The sequence below is a fragment of the Deinococcus aquiradiocola genome (assembly GCF_014646915.1).
In the GTDB taxonomy this organism is placed as follows: domain Bacteria; phylum Deinococcota; class Deinococci; order Deinococcales; family Deinococcaceae; genus Deinococcus; species Deinococcus aquiradiocola.
In genome coordinates this window covers 106,019-125,368 of the sequence record NZ_BMOE01000010.1, presented here as the reverse complement: position 1 = coordinate 125,368, position 19,350 = coordinate 106,019, and the positions used below count along the sequence as shown (strand labels likewise).

General features: G+C 72.7%; 10 protein-coding genes. 2 read left to right on the top strand and 8 right to left on the bottom strand.

Features of this window, described 5'->3' with window-relative positions; translation table 11 throughout:
* The first annotated feature begins 65 nt into the window (after positions 1-65).
* A complete protein-coding gene (locus IEY33_RS14065; protein ID WP_188963914.1) occupies positions 66-704 on the top strand; it encodes a nitroreductase family protein in 639 nt (212 codons plus the stop codon).
* Positions 705-845: 141 nt separating this feature from the next.
* Here the strand turns inward: IEY33_RS14065 and mntB are convergent, their stop codons facing one another.
* The 5 genes from mntB to IEY33_RS14040 form a co-directional block, all read right to left on the bottom strand.
* Complete coding sequence (mntB, locus tag IEY33_RS14060) at positions 846-1,661, bottom strand: manganese ABC transporter permease MntB (protein ID WP_188963913.1); 816 nt, start codon at positions 1,659-1,661, stop codon at positions 846-848.
* Positions 1,654-2,373 carry a manganese ABC transporter ATP-binding protein MntA gene (mntA, locus tag IEY33_RS14055; RefSeq protein WP_188963912.1) on the bottom strand — a complete coding sequence of 240 codons (720 nt, stop codon included), beginning with the start codon at positions 2,371-2,373 and terminating at the stop codon, positions 1,654-1,656. Before mntA ends, mntB begins: the two co-directional genes overlap by 8 nt.
* Before the next feature lie 86 nt (positions 2,374-2,459).
* Positions 2,460-3,398 (bottom strand): manganese ABC transporter substrate-binding protein MntC, encoded by a 939-nt coding sequence (gene mntC / locus IEY33_RS14050; RefSeq protein ID WP_188963911.1) that lies wholly within the window; start codon positions 3,396-3,398, stop codon positions 2,460-2,462.
* Between the two features lie 256 nt (positions 3,399-3,654).
* Positions 3,655-4,074, bottom strand: a complete 420-nt coding sequence (locus IEY33_RS14045; RefSeq protein WP_188963910.1) for a Fur family transcriptional regulator — start codon at positions 4,072-4,074, stop codon at positions 3,655-3,657.
* An 89-nt stretch (positions 4,075-4,163) separates the two neighbouring features.
* Positions 4,164-4,427: an acylphosphatase gene (locus IEY33_RS14040; RefSeq protein WP_188963909.1), complete on the bottom strand. Its 264-nt coding sequence runs from the start codon at positions 4,425-4,427 to the stop codon at positions 4,164-4,166.
* A 160-nt stretch (positions 4,428-4,587) separates the two neighbouring features.
* Between IEY33_RS14040 and IEY33_RS14035 the strand changes: the two genes are divergently transcribed.
* On the top strand, positions 4,588-14,634 hold the full coding sequence (locus IEY33_RS14035; RefSeq protein WP_188963908.1) for a translocation/assembly module TamB domain-containing protein: 10,047 nt from the start codon (positions 4,588-4,590) through the stop codon (positions 14,632-14,634).
* Between the two features lie 127 nt (positions 14,635-14,761).
* On the opposite strand, the gene IEY33_RS14030 is transcribed toward IEY33_RS14035, so the two are convergent.
* From IEY33_RS14030 to IEY33_RS14020, 3 genes are all read right to left on the bottom strand, one after another.
* Positions 14,762-15,211, bottom strand: a complete 450-nt coding sequence (locus tag IEY33_RS14030) for a hypothetical protein (protein ID WP_188963907.1) — start codon at positions 15,209-15,211, stop codon at positions 14,762-14,764.
* Positions 15,212-15,302: 91 nt separating this feature from the next.
* A complete protein-coding gene (locus tag IEY33_RS14025; protein ID WP_188963906.1) occupies positions 15,303-17,402 on the bottom strand; it encodes an ABC-F family ATP-binding cassette domain-containing protein in 2,100 nt (699 codons plus the stop codon).
* Positions 17,403-17,570: 168 nt separating this feature from the next.
* Entirely contained in the window at positions 17,571-18,932 is a 1,362-nt protein-coding gene (locus tag IEY33_RS14020) for a sugar porter family MFS transporter (RefSeq protein ID WP_188963905.1), read from the bottom strand.
* Positions 18,933-19,350: the final 418 nt, after the last annotated feature.

Below are 19,350 nucleotides of genomic sequence, written 5' to 3'. Positions count from 1 at the left end.
GGGGCAAATACTAGTAAATGTCACAGTACTTGACTTTTTAAACCACTTGATGCAGCATGACACCCATGACGAACGTGACCGAACAGCCCGCCCGCAGCACCACCAACCTCAGCGTCGCCGAAGCGATCAAGACCCGCGTCAGCATCCGCAAGTACGTTCAGGAGCCCATGAACCAGGACGACCTGCGCGAGATCCTCGAACTCACGAGCCTCGCCCCCAGCGCCTGGAACGCCCAGACCTGGCGCTTCGCCGTGGTGCAGGACGCCGACCTCAAGGAGAAGCTGAAGGACGCCGCGTACGGCCAGGGCCAGATCACCAGCGCCCCCGCCGTCATCGTGGTGTACAGCGACATGGAAGACACCCTCGCCACCGTCGAGGAGACCGCTCACCCCGGCATGGGCGAGGAAGGCCGCGTCGGCCAGCGCAAGACCTTCGAGGGTGCGTTCGGTCAGCAGGACGTCGCTCAGCGCGGCCAGTGGGGCCTCACCCAGGCCAACATCGCCTTCGGCTTCCTGATGCTCGCCGCGCGCAGCAAGGGCTACGACACCGTCCCCATGCTCGGCTTCAACCCCCAGGCCGTCAAGGAACTCCTCGGGCTGCCCGAGCACGTCCAGTTCGCCGGTCTGCTGCCCATCGGCAAGCGCGCCGAGGAAGGCTACCCCCAGCACCGCCACAACCTCGACCGCGTCACCAAGTTCTACTGAGCTAGCAACACCCGAGGGGAGGCCCGGACAGATGAATGTCCGGGCCTCCCCTCTGTTCTGTCGTGTGTGCGCCGGTCCTCTGTCAGCCGCCCGGACCGGGCGCCTTCCCCTCGTGACTTGGAACGCCCCCGGAATCCCTTCCTACTCGCGCCGTCCCCGGAGGGTCAGGGCGATCAGGAAGGCGGCAGTGTTGACGAGCACGATGGTGGGTCCGGCGGCGGTGTTCAGGAAGTACGAGAGGTACAGGCCCAGCACACCGCACGCACTGCCGAGCACGGCGGCCGTGACGACCATGCGGCGCAGGTTCGGCGCGAAGAGGCGGGCGGACGCGGCGGACGTGATGAGCAGCGACACGCTGAGCGTCGTCCCGACGAGCTGCACCGTGAGCACCACGACGAGGCCCACCAGGACGAGCAGCAGGTTGTTGAGGCGGCGCACGGGGAGGCCCACCACGCGCGCCTCGGTGGGGTCGAAGGACACGAGCAGCAGTTCCTTCTGCACGGCCCACAGGGTCGCGGCGACGACGACGGTCACGGCGAGCGCGCCCCACAGGTCGCCGCTGGTGACGCCGAGCGGGTTGCCGATCAGGAAGTTGGCGAGGTCGGAGGTGTACGTGGGCGCGCGGCTGAGGAGGGTCACGCCGAGCGCGAACATGCCGACGAACACGATGCCGATGGCGCTGTCCTGCTTCAGGCCGCTGCGCTGCGACACGAACCCGATACCGAGCGCGGTGAGGACGGCCGCGACGACCGCGCCAAAGATCAGGTTCACGTGCAGCAGGAACGCGCCGACGATGCCGGGCAGCACCGCGTGGCTCATGGCGTCCCCGATGTAGCTCAGGCCGCGCAGGACGACCCACACGCCGACCAGGGCGCACAGCACGCTGACGAGCGTCACGCCGATCAACGCGCGCAGGAAGAAGCCCGCGCTGAGCGGGTCGAGGAGCGCTTCAAGCATGGGTGTGCCCCAGGTGGCTGCTGGAGAAGGTGCATTCGATGTTGGCGGGCGTGTACACGTCGTCCGGGCGGCCCTGGGCGACGACGGTGCGGTTCACGAGGAGCAGCTGGTCGCACCAGCGGCGCGCCGCTTCGAGGTCGTGCGTGACCATGATGACGGTGCGGCCCGCGCGGGCCTGTTCCTGCAGGAGGCGCATGATCTTCTCGCCGGTGGCGGTGTCGACGCCGGTGAGCGGTTCGTCCAGCAGCAGCACCTGCGCCTCGCGGGCCAGCATGCGGGCCAGCAGGACGCGCTGGCGTTGCCCGCCGGACAGCGCCTGGATGGGGCGTTCGCGCAGGGCGTCCACCTCGGTCTGCCTGAGGGACGCGAGGACCACGTCGCGGTCCTTGCGGCCGGGCCAGCGCAGCCAGCCGAGGCGGGCGGTGCGGCCCATCATGGCGACGTCCCACACGGTGACGGGGAACGCCCAGTCGAGCGTCTGCTGCTGCGGCACGTAGGCGCTGCTGCGGCGCAGGTCGCGCAGGTCGTCGGAGGTCACGACGCGGCCCTGCGTGGCGTCCACGAGGCCGAGGACGGTCTTGAGGAGGGTGCTCTTGCCCGCGCCGTTCGGGCCGATGATGGCGCTGAACTGGCCGGGCATGAAGCGGGCGCTGGCGTTCTGGAGCGCGATCTGCTGGCCGTACGACACGCTGAGGTCCTGAACTTCGATCACGGCGCGCCGCCCTGCGCGGGCGGGGTGGGATGGGCGGGGCGACTCGCGGGAGACATGGAGAACAGAGTATCAAATCTCAATAACATCTATTTCAGTGCGCTCACGATCACCTGCACGTTGTGCCGGAAGGCCTGCAGGTACGTGGCGCCGTCCGAGCCGGGCGCGCCGAGCGCGTCGGTGTACAGCGGCGGGGCGATCTTCACGCCGGTCTCGCTGCTGAGCGCCTGCGCGAGCCGGGCGTTGACGGTGTTCTCGGTGAAGATGGCGCGCGTGTGGGACGCGCGGACGGCCTTCACGAGCCGCACGAGGTCCTGCGCGGACGGTTCGCGTTCGGTGCTCAGGCCGCCGATCACCTGTCCGACGACCGTGAACCCGTAGCGCTGCGCGAGGTAGCCGAGCGCGTCGTGGTTGGTGACGAGGGTGCGGCTGGCGGCGGGCAGCGTCCCGAACTGCGTTCTGGCGTAGGTGTCGAGGGCGGTGAGCTGCTTCTGGTACGCGGCGGCGTTGCTGGCGTAGGTGGCCCGGCCTGCCGGGTCGAGGCGCGTGAGTTCCGCCGTGATGGTCTTGACGTACGCGGAGACGTTCTGCGGGTTCCACCACGTGTGCGGATCGAAGCTGCCTTCGGCCTGGAGGCCCTCGGCGGCGAGTTCGCTGGCCTGCCGGAGCTTGACGCTGCGGCTGAGCGTGACGACCCGGACGCCGGGCGCGGACCCGATGAGTTTGGGGAGCCACGGTTCGAGGTTCGCGCCGTTGATGAAGAGCGTGCGGGACAGCGAGAGGCGTTTCACGTCGCCGGTGGTCGGCTGGTACGTGTGCGTGTCGGCGTTGGCGGGAACGAGCGTGACGAGGGAGACGCGCGTGCCGCCGACGGCCCTGACGAAGTCCGCGATGATGGAGGTGCTGGCGGCGACGGGGACCTGCGCGGCGGTCGCTGTGGCGCTCAGGCCCAGCAGGGCCAGGGCTGTGAGGGTGCGGAGGCCGGGCCGGGCGGGCGTGGAGGGGAGGGTCTGGCGGGGGGTGGGCATGTCGGGGTCGCTCCTGTGGGTGCGCGGGGGAAGGGGGCAGGCCCGGGTGACCCGTCGGCGCCGGGGGGGGCGGCGTCCGGGTGGCGTCGGGACACGGTCCTGTCGTCCGGGCCTGCGGAAGACGTGTTCGCCGCTCCGGGCGAACGCACGAGAGAAACGATAATCCATTCTCAATTCTGGCGCAAGCCCTGCCCACTCCCCCACCCCACGCGCGCAGGCCGCGCCCACGCTACCGGGAGATGCCCGGCAGACCGGCTCAACCGGCCGTGACGCCCGGCGCAGGGGCCTGCGCCTGCTGCGCCGCGCACTGCGGGCAGCGGCCGTACAGCGTCACCTCGTGGTCCTCCACCACGAACCCGCCCGGGTACACCGTGCCGCGCGGCAGCGCGACCGGGCAGGAATGCAGCGAGAACACCCGCCCGCACCCGTTGCACGAGAAGTGATGGTGGTGACCGCGCCCGCTCGACTCGTACATCGGCTCGCCGTCCAGATGCACCGCGTGCGCCTCGCCCTGCTCCTGCATGAGCTTCAGGGTGCGGTATACGGTGGCGGTTCCCAGGCCGGGCAGCGTCACCTGCGCGCGGGCGAGCAGTTCGGGCGCGCTGAGCGGCCCCTCGGCCTGCTGGAGCACCTGGACGATCACCTCACGCTGACGGGTCTGACGGGCCGTGGACATGGGAACAGAGTATCAAAAAAGCCCCGGACGGTCCGGGGCAACCCTCCCAATTGACGGCGCGCAACGGGCCGCACACCGCGCCGGGCCGCTCAGAAGATGTGAAACTCGCTCAGGCCGGTCGCCTCGGTCCACTGCACGTCCACCTGCGTCACGCGGGCGTGCGCCGGGCCACGGTGCAGCCAGTGCAGCAGGCGCTCCAGTTCGGGACGCTCTCCCTCCGCGACGACCTCCACCCGGCCGTCCGTGAGGTTCTCGGCGCTGCCCGCCAGCCCCAGATCACGGGCCTTGCCCTGCACGAAACGGCGGTACCCGACCCCCGTCACCCTTCCCGCCACCAGCGCCACGATCCGCATACAGGGGGGAGTGTAGCAGTCCGGGACGCGCCGGACGGGACGACGGGACGTGCACATGAACGCTTGCCCAAACCGTGAACTCATGCACGGACGGGTAGACTGAGGAGGTGACTGTGAACGCCCGGCCCGCCGCCATTTCCGCTGTCCCTGTCGGCCTTCCGTGACCGAAGCGGCTCCCGAACATCCCACGTCGCCCACCCGCTCCCGTCCCGTGCTGTGGACCGTGCTGGGGGTGCTGCTGCTCGCGCTGCTGACCCTGCTGCTGTTCGGTCCGGCGCTGTTCGGTCAGCGGGTGCTGGGCAGTCTGGGCGGGACGACGCACGTCACGGCCGGACGGGTGGGTGGGCCGCTGTGGGCGCCGACCCTGACGGACGTGAACGTGGACGTGCCGGGCCTGACGCTGCAGGCCGGGCAGGCGGGCGCGCGCCTGAGTGGCGTGGACCTGCTGCGCCGCACCGTGAAGCTCGACCTGAAGGTGCGGGACGCGGCACTGAACCTGAACCTCAAGAAGCTGCTGGGCGGACCGCAGGGTGGCGCGGCGGCCGTGAACATCCTGCCGGGCCTCATCGACGTGCAGAACACGCGCCTCGTGGTGGACGGGCAGGGCTTCGACGTGCCGAGCGGGCAGTTCGCCGTGCAGAGCAGCCGCGCGGGCGGTCAGGACGCGCTGAGCGTCACGGGCCGCACCACGGACGGACCGCTGAACGTGCTGCTGAAGTACAGCACGGCGTCCGGCGCGTTCGTCGGGACGGCCGACATCGACGCGGACGCCCGCGCCCTGAACCACTACTGGCACGACAAGCAGGTGGGCGGCATCACGGGCGGGCGCGTGCGCGGCCAGTACCGCTTCGGGCAGGGGCCGGTGTCGGGCGACCTGACGCTCAGCGGCGCGAGCCTCGCCGTGCCCGGCGCGACCTTCGTGAAGGTGACGGGCATCGGCGGGCAGGTGCGGCACCGGGGCGACCTGATCACGCTCGGCCTGTCCGGCACCGGCTGGGCGGGTCCCGTCACGGCGCACGGCCGCGTGGACCTGAAAGGCCACAGCTGGGACATCCGCGCGTCGGCCGCCCCGCAGCTCTCGGCGCTCGGGAAGGCGCTCGGGCAGGGCGGGCGGGGCGTGGCGCGCGTCTCGGCGCACGCCTTCGGGTGGAACACCGTGACCGTGAACGCCGACATCCTCAGTCCCTCCGGTGAGTTCAGCGTGCTGCCCTTCCACGACCTGAACGCCACGTACCGGTACTTCCGGGACACGCAGGAGCGCCGCAACGACCTGCACTTCCAGGCGCAGACGACCTTCCAGGGCCGGCAGACGCTGTCGGGCGACTGGACCTTCAACCGGCACGGGACGCTCGCGTGGACCGGGAACCTCCTCACGCGGCCGCTCGACCTTCACGGCGTGATCAGTGCCCGCAACGTCATCAGCGCGCAGGGCTCGGCGCTGGGCGGACCGCTGCGCGGCAGCCTGGGCCTGGGCGACAGGGCCGTGACGCTGCGCGCGTCGCCGGACTTCTACAGCGTGAGCGGCGACCTGAGCGCGCAGGGCACCCTCGACCGGCTGAACATCCTGCTGAGCGGCGGCAGGGCCGGACCGGTGAACCTCGCGGGACGCGCCGTCTTCGACCGGTCCGGGCTGCGCGCCGACCTGGGACCGCTGCAGCTGAACCTCGACCGGCAGTTGCGCGGCACGTGGTCGGCGACGGACCTCCCCGTCACGAGCGTCCTCCTGAGCGGGTCCGGGGCCCTCAAGGTGCCGGAGGCGAGCTTCAGCGGCAACGTGCGGGCCGCCGTGCCGCTCCTCGGCAGCCAGCCGAGCGGGCCGCTGACCCTCAACTGGCAGCGCCGCCGGGCCGACTGGACCTTCGCGGGCGGGACGGCCACATGGCGCGACCAGACCTTCGCCGTGAACAGCAGCGGCCTGAGCGCCCTGGGGTACGACCTGCGCGGCACGCTCGCCATCACGACGGCGCTGCGCGCGAGCGGCACGCTGCGCGCCACGGGCGGCCGAGGCACCGCCACCCTGACGGGCCTGGGCGACCACGTGGACGTGCGCGCCGTGCAGGGCGGCGTGACCGTGAACGCCCGCACGCGCCTCACGGCGGGATTTCCGACCAGCGCGAACGTGCAGGGCGCGGACGTGAGCGGCACCGTGACCGTGAACCGGGGCGTGAACTTCACGCTGAACACGGCGGGCAGCGTCGCACGCGGCACCCTGGACGGGCAGGACTGGACGGCGACGGGCAACGTGAACCTCGCCGCGCTGCGGCCCCTGGTGGGCGGCAACCTGAACGGCACGGCCCGCCTGAACCTGGCCGGGCAGGGCGGCGTCATCGACGTGGCGGGCAGCGGGTTCGGCGCGTCCGTGAACGGCCGCGTGACGCGGCAGTCCGGGCAGCTCACGACCGTCAGTGACGTGACGTACCGCACCGGCACGGCCGGGCAGGTGTCGGCGCGCGTGTCGGGCCGCGTGTACCCGGACCTGAACCTCGCCGGACCCGTGACGCTGGCCGTGCCTTCCGTCCCCGCGCAGTCGCTGCGGGCGCAGGTGTACGGCCCGTACGGCCGCGTGCAGGCGAGCGTGAACGGCACGCTGACGCCCCTGATGCTGGGCGGCTTCACGCTGCCCGCGCAGCGGGTCGCGCTGGCCGGGACGCTCACGCCCTCCCCCACGGTGAGCGGCACGTACGGCGCGCTCAGCCTCGCGTACGCGGGCGGGACGCTGCGCGTGAACGGCACGCAGGCCCTCGGCGGGTACGGGCAGAGCGGCGCGCTCACCGTGAACGGCGCGTACGGTCCCGGCTGGACCGGCCGCCTCGCCGCGAGCGGCAACCTCGGCCCGTACCGCGCGGCCGTGAACGGCCCGTGGACGGCGCTGCAGACGACGCTCAGCAGCGCGGACGGCCTGCGCGCGAGCGGTACGCTGGACGCCAACACCGTGACGTACGACCTGAGCGTGCGCGGCCCGCTGGCGGGCGTGTACCTGCAGGGCACGGTGAGCGGGAAGGGCGCGTCGCCGCGCGCGGACCTGCTCGCGTCGGACGGGGCGGGCGGCAGTGCGCGCGTCACGCTGCGCGGCCTGCAGGACTTCACGGTGCAGGCGAACGGGTTGCGGGTGGCCGGGCAGACGCTGCGCGGGAACCTGAGCGCGGCGGGCGGCCTGCTGAGCGGCACGCTGAACGCCGGGCCGCTGCGCGTGGTGGCGCGGGCCGGGCGGTTCACGGCGAGCGGCACGCTCGCGGCGCACACGCTGCTCGCGTCGGGAAGGTTGCGCCTCCCCACCACCCTCACCGGCCTGAACGTCAGCGTGGACGGCCCGCAGCTGAGCGTGTCGGCGTCCGGCAGCGGCACGGACCTGCGCGGCACCGTGACCCTGAAACCCCAGGCGTACGGCGGGCTGTTGAGCGTCCCGGCACAGTTGCTGCCGCTGCAGGCGAGCGTCACGCCGCTCCGCGTGAACCTGGGGGGCCTGACGTACACGGGCGCGTGGTCCGGGCAGGCGCGACTGCGGTACGTGTACGGGTCCCAGCCGGGCGCGGTGACGCTCGCGGGGCGCGGCGCGGCCCTCACGACCGTCGCGGGCGGCCCGCTGAGCGGGTCTGTGCAGGTCCTGCCCGCCCTGAACGGCACGCTGAGCGCGCCTGCGTCTCCCCTGCTGGCGCTGCTGCCCGCGCAGGTGCGCGCCGTGACCGTGCCGGGCCGCGTGACGGCCACCCTGAAGGCCGGGTCGGCGGACGTGGCGCTGCTCGGCACGCGGTACGCGGGCGCGCCGCTGGGCCTGCAGGCACACGTGAACTGGAGCGGCGGGCTGGCCGCGTCCGGGGTGCTGACGCATCCGGGCACGCGCGTCCCCGTGACGTACGACGGTGGGGCGCTCGCGGTGCGCGGCGCGCGGATTGACGCGCGGGCCGTGCAGCCCTTCCTGCAGGGCACGGCCCTGACGGGGAGCGTCACGGCGGACCTGCGCCTCCCGCGCCTGAGTGAAGGCTTCAGCACCGCACTGGACCGCGGGGAGGGCCGCGTGAACCTGAACCTCACGGCGGCCGGGCAGGCGGCGCGCGGCACGCTGACCCTCTCGGGCGGCACGCTGGCCGCCGACCTCGGCAGCACGCTGGGCGGCACGGCCCTCACGGTGCGCGGGCCGCTGTACCCGGCCGCGAACGCCGTCCTGGCGTACGGCGATCTGCGCGCGTCCCTGCGCGGTGACCTGCGGACGCGGGCCACGCTGGACGTGAACGGCGCGTATGCGGGCCGCACGGTGTCGCTGTCCGCGCAGGGCGGCCTGAAGCCCGCCCGGCTGGACGTGACGGGCGACGTGGCGGGCCTGAACGTGAACGTGAACGCCAGCGGTCCCGCCGTGGCCGGAGCGGCGTGGAGCGTCGCGGGCCGGTTCGCGGCGCCGGACACGCGCGCATTGATCGGCAGTGCGGGCACCGTCGGCGGCACGCTCGGCGGGACCTTCACGGACCTGCGCGTGAACGCGTCCGGGCGCGTGGCGGGCGTGGACTTCACGCTGCCCGCCCGGTACCGCGCCGGGACGCTCAGCGTGCAGGAGGCGTCGGCGGCCCTGGCGGGCGTCGCGAGTGCCCGCGTGAGCGGCACGGTCCTGCCCGCCCTGAACCTCTCCGGGCCGGTCACCGTCAGCGATTACCTCGCGGGCGGGTACACGCTCGCCGCGACCGGCAGCGTGGGCCGCCCGGACCTGCGCCTGAGCGGCGTGACGACGGGCGGGCCGCGCGGGCTGGACGCGCAGGGCAGCCGTGTCACGGCGCACCTGCTGGGGCGCGACTGGAAGGTCGAGGCGAGCGGCGAGCAGCTGTCGGGCACGGCGCGCGGGCAGCTGGGCAACACGCTCGGCCCGGCCGGGCTGCTGGCCGCCCGCTTCACGCTGCACGCCCCGTACCGCAGCGGCACGCAGACGGTACAGCTGGACGGCCCCTTCGGCTGGAGTCAGGCGTCCGGCTTCCTGGGGGACCTGCGGCTCGCGGGGAACGTCTCGGGGCAGGCGCTGCAGGCGCACGTGACCGGCAGCGGGACGCTCGCGCTGGACGCGGCACTCGGGCAGGCACAGGTGCGCGGCACCTTCCCCGCCAGCCTGCCGCTGCGGCCCGGCGGGACGCTCGCGCTGCAGACGCTCGACCTGGGCGCCTTCTGGGGACGGCCCCGGCAGCTGACGCTCACGGCAGACGCCTCGCTGGGCGGCGCGGCCTGGAATGCCGTGCAGACCAGCGTGAAGGGCGACCTGCTCGACACGGCCGGAGAGCTGAGCGGCGCGGTGCAGGCGAGGTACGCGGCCGGGAACGCCGCCCTGAATCTCGCGGGGCGGCGCCTGCGCGGCACGGCGACGCTCGTGGACGGCACGTACCACGCGGACCTCGGCAGCAGCGGCGCGAGCGTCGCGCGGCTCCTGCCGGAATCGGCGGGCGTGGACGCCCTGACCCTCGCCGGGCAGGTGACGGTGGACGGCTCCACGACCCTCGGCCTGCGGCAGGTGCGCGCCTCGGGCCTGCAGGTGTCGGGCCGCGCCGCGCAGACGGGCGCGTTCACGCTGAGCGGCTCGGCGCTGTACACGCCGTCCGTGACGCAGGCGGACCTGCAGGGTGAGGTGTTCGGCGGGACGCTCAGCGCGCGCGGCAGCCTGCCGGAAGGCGTAGAGGTCGCGGTGAACGGCATGAAACCCGCGGCGCTCGGCATCGACACGCTGGACGGCACCCTGACCCTCACCGGTCCCGCCGCCAGCCCGAACGTGACAGGCCGACTGAATGTCACCCGGCCGGAATTCGTGGCGCAGCTGGACGTGGCGGGCCGCGCGACCGACCCGCGCCTGAACGCCGCCGCGACCCTGCGCGGCGGGTACGCGGGCCGCGTGCTGGCCGAAGCCAGGAACGTGCGCCTCTCCCCTCCCGCTGCGGACGTCCGCGTGTACGGCACGGCCGCGCAGGGCCAGAACCGCGTGCAGCTCGACCTGAACGGCAGCTGGCCGAACCTGGCGGGCCGCGCCACCGCGCAGCTCGCCGCCCTGCAGGAGCCGGTGCAGGTACAGGGTGACGGGAGCGGCACGTACCGCCTGCAGGCGGGCAGCCTGGGGAGCGGCACGCTGAAGCTCGCGGGCTTCGTGCCGAGCGTGCTGCTGCAGGCGCACCTCACGCCGCTCGGCCTGCTGGGCGCGCAGGGAGACGCGAGCGCCGACGTGACCGTCAGCGGCCCGCTCGGCAGCCTGAACGTGAGTGCGGGCGCGGCCCTGAACACCGTGACCGTGTCCGGCGTGAACGTGCAGGACGTGAGCCTCGCCGTGAACGGCCCCCTCACCGGCAGGGGCGGCGGCCTGAACGCCCTGACCGGCACGCTCACGCAGGCGGGACAGGCGACCGGGACACTGCAGCGCGGGACGCTGACCTTCACGGACCTGCGCGCGGCCGGGTACGGCCTCACGGCGAGCGCCACGGGCCGCGCCACCCTGACCGGCACCGGCAGCGCGGCCCTTCACCTGGCGGGCGCGGGCGTCACGTCGGACCTGAAGGCGGCGTACGCGGGCGGCAGCATCGCGCTGTCCGGCACGGCGGACGCGGCGGGCTTCGCGGCGACGCTCGCGAGCACCGGCAGTCTCCGCAACGGCTGGACCGGCACGCTGGACGTGACGGGCGGTCCGTCCGGCGTGCTCACGGACACGGCGCACCTCGTGCTGAGCGGCCCGGTCGTGCAGCCGATGCTGGCCGGGTCGCTCGGGCTGGGCGGGGCGGGCGTGCGCGTCGTCGCGAACCGGCAGAACGTGCAGCTGCGCCTCACGGACGGCCCGGACGCGCAGGCGAGCGGCGTCCTGAACCTCGACCTGACGCGCTCCCTGTGGGAGGGTCAGGTGACGTACGCGCGGCCCGAGGCGAGCGTGAAGGTGGCGCTGTCCGGCCCGTCCGGTCAGCCGGTCGCGGCCCTCGACGTGACGCGCGGCTCCTGGCGCGCCAGCGGCACGGCCGGACTGACGGGCGCGGACGTGAACGTCACGGACGGCACCGCGACGGGCCGCGTCCGCTGGGACGGCACGCAGCTCGGCGTGAACCTGCCGGGCCTGTCGCTCGGCGGGCTGAACATCTCGACGCTCGCCGGGACGCTGAACGCGACCGGGACCGTCAACACCAGGACCCTGACGGGCAACGTGACCTTCGGCCTGCGGGACCTGCAGACCGGGTACACGGTTCCGGTCGTGAACCTGCCGCTCACGGGCAGCGTGGCGGGCCTCGCCACCCTGACGGACGGCGTGCTTGGCGGCAACGCCACCCTTACGTCCGAGCTGGGCACGGCGGCCCTGACGCTCGCGCAGGCGGGCCGGGGCGGCGCGTACCGGGGCGCGCTGCAGGCGCACCTCACGCAGCCCGCGCAGACCGGCACCGTCACCATGCCGGTCGCGGGCAGCACCGGGACGGGCACCACCGCCACCGGCAGCGTTCCCGTGCCGGGCGTCGTCCGGGCGGGCGGGACGCTCGACGCGGACGTGACGCTCGACGCGCGCGGCCTGAACGGCACGCTCCGCACGCAGGCGCTCGGCCTGTCGCTGGGCGGGCTGCGCGCCCGCTTGAACGGCACCGTCACCCTGACCGGCCAGAGCTTCGCGGTGCAGGCGGCCGCCGGGTCCGAGAGCAGCAACAGCGGCACGCAGGTCAGCCTGGACGGCAGCGGCGGGCTCGCGGACCTGCTGCCGGGCCTGACGGCCCTGACGGGCGTGAAGCCCACCGGGGACGGGTACAGCCTGCGCGCGAACCTCGACGGCCTGAACCTGCAGGGCCTGAAGGTCGCCCCGAACCTGAGCGGCCGCGTGAGTGGCGACCTGGCCGTGTCGGACGGCGGCGGGACCTTCATGCTGCGCTCCCCGGCACTGCGGCTGGGTGACACGGTGCTCGCCGCGAGACTCGACGGGACGCTCGTCGGGGACGGTTCGCTGGTGGGCCGCAACTCGCTCCTCACGAGCGACTGGCGCATCCGCGGGTCGCTGGGCACGAGCAGTGCCGCGAGTTCGCTGCTGACGGCTTCTCTCTCGAACGGCATCCTGGCCGGCACCTTCCAGATGCGGGGCCTGCCGGTGGACGCGTTCCTGTCGGCGTTCAGCGGCGTGCTGCCCGGTCAGGGCCTCGTGACGGGCCTCGCGCGGTTCCGTCTGCCGGTCGCGGACCCGCTGGCGGGCGACGTGAACATCGTCGCGGAGCGCGTGACGGTCACGAGCACCATGCTCGTCACGCCCGCCGCGACCACGGCGACGAACGGCAAGCCGGCCACGACCCCTCCCGCGTCCGGCTCCACGGCGTCCGGCACGGGCGCGGCCCCGCAGCGGGTCGTGCAGACGCTCGCCGGGAGCGGCAGCGTGCAGTACGGCCAGCGCGAACTGCGGAACATCGACCTGCACCTCAGCGGCGCGGGCCGCTGGGACGTGACCGGGCAGTACACGCGCCGCGCCGTCAACGTGACGGCCGCCTTCCAGAACACCACCTTCACGCCCGTGCTGCTGTTCATTCCCAGCCTGCGCGAGCAGTCCCCGAGCCTGCAGGGCACCCTGAGCGTGAACGTGGCGGGCACCTACGACCGGCCTGTCGGCAACGTGAGCGGCAGCGACCTGAGCGGCGCGCTCGGCAGCATCAGCCTGCGTATCCCTTCCCTGAGCGGCACCCTGCCGGACAGTGGCCTGTTCACGGTGCAGGGCCGCGTGCAGGCGGGCGGCAGCGTCGGCGCGGACGGCACCGTGAACATCGGCGGGCGGCTCGACACCCTCCGGCTGCGCGGCCTGAACGTCGAGTACCGGGGCCTGCTCGTCCCGCAGGGCCTGGGCCGCATCGAGAACGTCGTGGCGAACGTCACGCAGGAGAACGCCGGGACGACACGCGAAGGGTACGCCGTGAACGCCCAGGCGGTCGGCGGCCTCGGGGTGGGCAGCCTGAGCGTGCAGGGCAGCCTCTCGCCGCGCTACGACCTGCGCCTCACCGCCCGGAACTTCAACCTGCCGATCAGCCTGATCTACGGCCGCGAGAGCCGCATCAACGCGGACCTCACGGCGGTGGAGCAGGCCCGGCCGAACAACGACGGCCCGATCCTCGTGAGCGGCGCGGTCGGCGTGCAGAGCCTCGTGCTCGGCACGGGCGGCACCGGCAGCACCGCCGTCATCCCCGCCCCCAGCGGCAGCACCGGCATGGCCGGAGGAGGCGCGTCCACCGGCACCGGCACGGACGGCAGCGTGCCGTACAACAGCCCCCTCCCGGAAGAACTCACGACCTTCCCGCGCACGGCCGAGCAGGTGGCCGCCGCGCGCCGCGTCAGCCCGCTGCTGTCGCGCGTGGTCTTCCAGAACATCCCCATCACCGCGCCGAACGGCATCCGCGTGGACGAATCCATCGGGCGGGCCGAACTGAGCGGCGACCTGACCCTCAGCGGGACGGGCAGCACCCCGAAACTCGCGGGGAGCGTCAAGGCCATTCGCGGCAGCGTGGACCTGCGCGACAACTCCTTCAACATCGATTCCGGCAGCGCCGTCTTCGACGGGACCTCGCTGTACCCGAAGATCGCGGTGTCCGCGACCGGCGACGTGCCGCTCCCGGAAGGCGGACTGGTCGGCGTGAACCTCACGCTGGACGGCGGGTTCGGCCCTCAGCCCAACGGCACGAACGCCCTGAGTCTCGACACGCACCTCACGTGCGTGCGCGGCTGCACGGGCGCCAGCGTGGACCTGTCGAGCGCCAACCCGAACGCCGAAGCGCAGCTGTACTCGCTGGTCGCGGTCGGCACGCCCGACGTGACCTCGCTGCCGAGCAATCTCGGCACCTTCGGCACCAGCGCCCTCAAGACGGCCCTGAACCTGTTCGTGCTGGGCGAACTGCAGCGCAACGTCGCCCGCGCGCTCGGCGTGGACGTCTTCAAGATCAACGCGGCCCTGCCCGGCGAGAACGGCAGCAGCGGGTTCGGCGCGACCTTCACGGTCGGCTCGTACCTGACGCGGGAACTGTACCTGCAGTACCGCGTGGACCTGAGCGGCCAGGGCCTGCTGGACGCCACGTACACCACGCCTGACAACCGCTTCACCTTCAAGGCCAGCACGCCGCTCACGGGCCTGGATTTCAGCACGCTGCAGCCGTCCTTCTCGGCCGCGTACAACTTCACGAACCGCAGCAGCGTCGCGCTGGGCGTGCAGTCCGGCATCAGCACCAAGTTCAACTTCAGTTACGTGTACCGCTGGTGACGGCCTGGAGGCAGCCCGCCTCCCGGGGCACGGAAGCACGGCAGCAGAACGCCGCCCGGTGATCCCGGGCGGCGTTTCGGTGGGCGGTGACGGTCAGGCCGTCAGCGGGGCACGGTTCAGCGGGTGGTCAGCGGTTGGCGCTCGCGCGGGGTTCCAGCGCGTAGAAGGCGACCACGGCGACCAGCGCGCCGACCCAGCCGGGCGCGGAGCCGAGCTCCAGCTGGAAGTCACGGCCGAGAACCGTGCTGCCCAGACGGCCGATCAGGGCGTTGCCCTGCTGCTGCGCGACGACGTTCCAGCCGGTGATCGGTTCACCGAAGAAGCCCGTCACGCGGTCCACGCCGCGCAGCGTGAGCTTCTCGCTGCCGACGTTGCCCTTCAGCTCGCCGGAGTCGAGTTCGATGACGACCGGGTCGTTGCCGACCGTGCCCTGCACGCCGCGCTCCGTGATCTCCAGCTCGATGTCCTTGCCGTGCACCTTGCCGCCTGCGCGGCCCCTGATCCGGTCGCCGTCGATGGAGCAGCGGATGTCGTAGCCGCCCTCCCCACCCAGACGACCCTTGAGAAAGTCTTCCATGCCGGGCAGTATAGCGGGCCGCTCGCGTTTCGCGCCGTTGCAGGGACCGCCGCCGTGTGAGGGCGCTCGCCCGGTCCGGCCGGGAGGGTCGTCAGGGGGCGCGGCCCGTCCAGCCGAGCCGTTCGAAGTACGCGCGGCGCGTGAGGGTGGGGCCGTGCTCGCCGAGCTGCACGCGGCCCCGGTCCCAGCGGAGCAGGATCAGGTCCAGCGCGCCGCCGAGCATCCACGCGCCGAACCACGTGGGCGGCGGGTCCGACCACCTCAGGGTCTGCCCGTCGTACGCGAGGTGCGGGCAGCTCAGGTCGTGGGCGGCCCAGAACATCGCGCCGCCCTCCGGGAAGCGCTGGGCACGCACGCGCAGCGGGCCGCTGCGGCGCTCCCAGTCGTACTGCGGCGCGTGGTACACCTCGGCGTACAGGCCGTACACGTCCTGCTGCACGGCGTGCCGGTCGGCGCGCGCACGGGCCTCCTCGCGGCCCGTGAGGGTCAGGCTGTCGAGCTGTGCGTTCAGGGCCGCGAGTTTCGCTTCCTGCACGCGCAGCTGGTCGCGGGCGGTGGGCGGCGGCGGGGGTGGGGGCGGGTCGCCGTCCAGGCTGCGGGCCGGGTCGAGCGGCGTGCGGTCGGTCCAGCCGGCCACCTCGCGCAGCGTGCCGTCCTCGATCATCCACAGGCGCGTGGCGACCTCGCGCGCGAAGCGGCGGTCGTGCGTGACGATCACGACCGCGCCGCCGTACGCCTGCACGGCCTCCTCCAGCGCTTCGAGGGCCTCCACGTCGAGGTGGTTGGTGGGCTCGTCGAGCAGCAGCAGGTCCGCGCGCAGGGCACTGACGAGCGCGAGGCCCGCGCGGGCGCGTTCGCCGCCGGACAGTTCAGCGGGCGGTCTGCGCCAGTCGTCGGGCCGGAAACCCGCGCGGCCCAGCAGGGCGGCGGCCCGCGCGCCGAACCGTTCATCAAACTGCACGTACAGGCCCTCGTCCGGGTCGAGGCCATGCCACGTCTGGTCGAGCGTGACGACGCTCACGCCCGGCGCGACGCGCAACACGGGCGGCCCGTCCGGCGTGACGGGGTCCGGCTGGTCCTCGCCGGACAGCAGGCGCAGCAGGGTGGTCTTGCCGGTCCCGTTCGCGCCCATCAGGGCGACGCGGTCCCCCTGGCGGATCTTGAGGGCCGCGCCGCGCAGCACGGTCCGGCCCTCCCCGCCCGCCGGTCCCGGCGCGTACGTCCGTGACAGCCGCTCGCCCCACAGCAGCAGGCGGGCGCGGGCCTGCCCGGCCAGGAGGCGCATGTGCAGGCGGCGCTCGCTGGGCGGCGCGTCCACCACGGCGGTCCGCGCGAGGCGCGAGCGGACGGCGCGCGACTGGCGGCCCCACAGGTCGAGGCGGTCGGCGCTGCCGCTCAGGCGTTCCTCCTCGCGGCGCGCGAGGCGGTGCGCGCGGCCCTGCGTGCGCCGCTCCAGTTCACGGAGGCTGCGGGCGCGGCTGTACCCGCCGGGGTACTCGGTGGCGTCCCCGTGTTCGATCCAGACGCTGCGCGTCGCGACGCGGTCCAGGAATTCCCGGTCGTGGCTCGTGAGGATCACGCCGCCCGCGAAGTTCAGGAGGGCGTCCTCCAGCCACTCGCGCATGCGGATGTCGAGGTGGTTGGTGGGCTCGTCGAGCAGCAGCAGGTCCGGCTCCCGGACGAGCGCGAGCGCGAGGCTCAGACGGGTGCGTTCCCCGCCGCTGAGCGTCGCGGCCTCCCGCTCGCGGTAGCGGGCGAGGTCCAGCACCGAGTACACGCGCGCCGCGCGGCTCGGCCAGCCGTACCCGCCGCTGTCCTCCAGCCGCCGCTGCAGCGCCATCCACGCGTCGAGGCGCGCGGGGTCCCCGAGCTGCGGTGCGAGGGCGTCCAGTTCGGCCCGCAGGGGCGCGTACGGGTCGGCGGCGTTCATCAGGGCGGCCACCGTCACGCCCGGCCCGAAGACCGGCTGCTGGTCCAGCACGGCGACCCGCAGGCCGTCCTCGCGCCACAGCATGCCGTCGTCCGGGCGGCGCTCACCGGCCAGCACGCGCAGCAGGGTGGTCTTGCCCGCCCCGTTCCGGCCGAGCAGCGCGGCGCGCTCGCCCTGCCGGAACGTGAGGGTCAGGCGGTTCAGGATGACGCGCTCCCCGTACAGGACGCTCAGGTCCTCCGCCTGCAGCAGCGTCCTCATGCTTCCTGTCCTCCCGGTGGTCGTGCGTGTCCTGCGGCGTTCACGCGCCCAGGGTAGCGCAGCCGCGCAGGCGGAACTGCGCCCGCAGGGGCAACCCACAGCGGAACGTGAACTCCGCATGAGAAAGACCGGGCGAACACGCGGTCCGCCCGGCCCGATCGACCGTGGTTACTTCAGGTCGGCCTGAATCTGGTCGAAGGTCTTCCCTTTCGTTTCCGGCACGAGGCGCAGCACGAACACGAACGCGAGGACCGTCACGGCCGCGTAGATGAAGAAGGTTGGGCTGGGACCGGCCGCCTGGATCAGCAGGGGGAAGGTCAGGGCCACGATGAGGTTGCTGCCCCAGTTCGCCATGGTGGCGACGCTCATGGCGCGGCCACGTACCTCCTGCGGGTAGATTTCCGAGATCAGCAGCCAGAACACCGGCCCGAGCCCGATGGCGAACGCCGCGATGTACAGGGCGAGGCTCAGCGCGGCCGGCAGTCCGGCGCTCTTCTGGAAGAACGACAGGCCCAGCGCGGCGAGGCCCAGCACCATGCCCGCGATGCCCACCAGCAGGAGCGTGCGGCGACCCGCGCGGTCCAGCAGGAACTGCGAGACGACCGTGAACAGCACGTTCACCACGCCGATCCCGGCCGTGGCGAGAATGGCCGCGCCCGCGCTCTGCAGGCCCGCCTGCTGGAAGATGGTGGGGGCGTAGTAGATGACGGTGTTGATGCCCGTCACCTGCTGGAAGATCGCCAGCCCCACCCCGATGATGAGGGCCGTGCGCACGCCGGGGCGCAGCAGGGCCGCCCAGGAGGCTTCGCCCGTCTCGGCCTGCAGTTCGCGGCGCAGGTCCGCCATCATGCTGTCCGTGAGGGTGTCGCTGGTGGTGCTGCGCGCCACGGCGGCCCGCGCACCCGCGTCGTCCCCGCGCGCCAGCAGGAAGCGCGGACTTTCCGGCAGCAGAAACAGGCCTGCGAACATCAGCAGGGCCGGAATGGCGGCGATGGCGAACATCCAGCGCCACCCACCGTCGTACGCGAACACGTAGTTCACGCCGTAACTGACGAGAATGCCGATGGTGATGAGCAGCTGGTTCGCGGTGACGAGCGCGCCACGGTACTGCGGCGGGCTGATCTCGCTGATGTACAGCGGCACCACGAAGCTCGACAGGCCGATCGCGAGGCCCACGATGACGCGGCCCACGATCAGCAGTTCCGGGGTGTTCACGAACGCCGTGAACAGCGCGCCCGCCGCGAACAGCAGACTCGTGCAGAACAGGCTCGTGCGCCGACCGAGGCGGTCCGTGAGGAACCCGCCCGCGAGCGCCCCGAAGAACGCGCCGCCCAGCACGGCCGACACGATGACGCCCTGCATGAGCGGCGTCAGGTTGAAGTCCTTCTTGATGTACAGCAGTGCCCCGCTGATGACGCCGGTATCGAAACCGAACAGCAGGCCGCCGAGGGCCGTGATGACGGCCGCGATGATGAGGTAGGAGCGGCGCAGCTGGCCGCCCGCCGGTTGGGAGGGTGAAGCGATACTCATAGGTTGACCTCTGGGTCCGGGCAGAAATGCCGGAACGACAATTCAGGATGATACGCCGTTGCGTCCAGGCGGGTGAAACCGCTTTAACATTTCACGAACCTTCCCGTAAAGAACTGTCATCAGAAGTCGTAACGGGCCGGGGAACGCCTGCATCCCGGACGCGCGACGACGCATGGACCGGCGTGGGGACGCGTGACCGGTCCGGTCGGAGATCGGCAGGCTGACCGTGTGCGGCTCGGCGATCCAGACCGTGAGAAGCGCCAGCCCAGGCCACGTAAGTTTCTCATCAGAAACCAAGGAAAAGTGGATAGTTCATAAATCACTTTTTATGGGCCGTTCAGGGCCTGAAGGCGGACAGCCCTCAGACTGGCTCCATCGCCCGCAGACGCGGGAACGCCCGTCCACACGACAGGCGCGC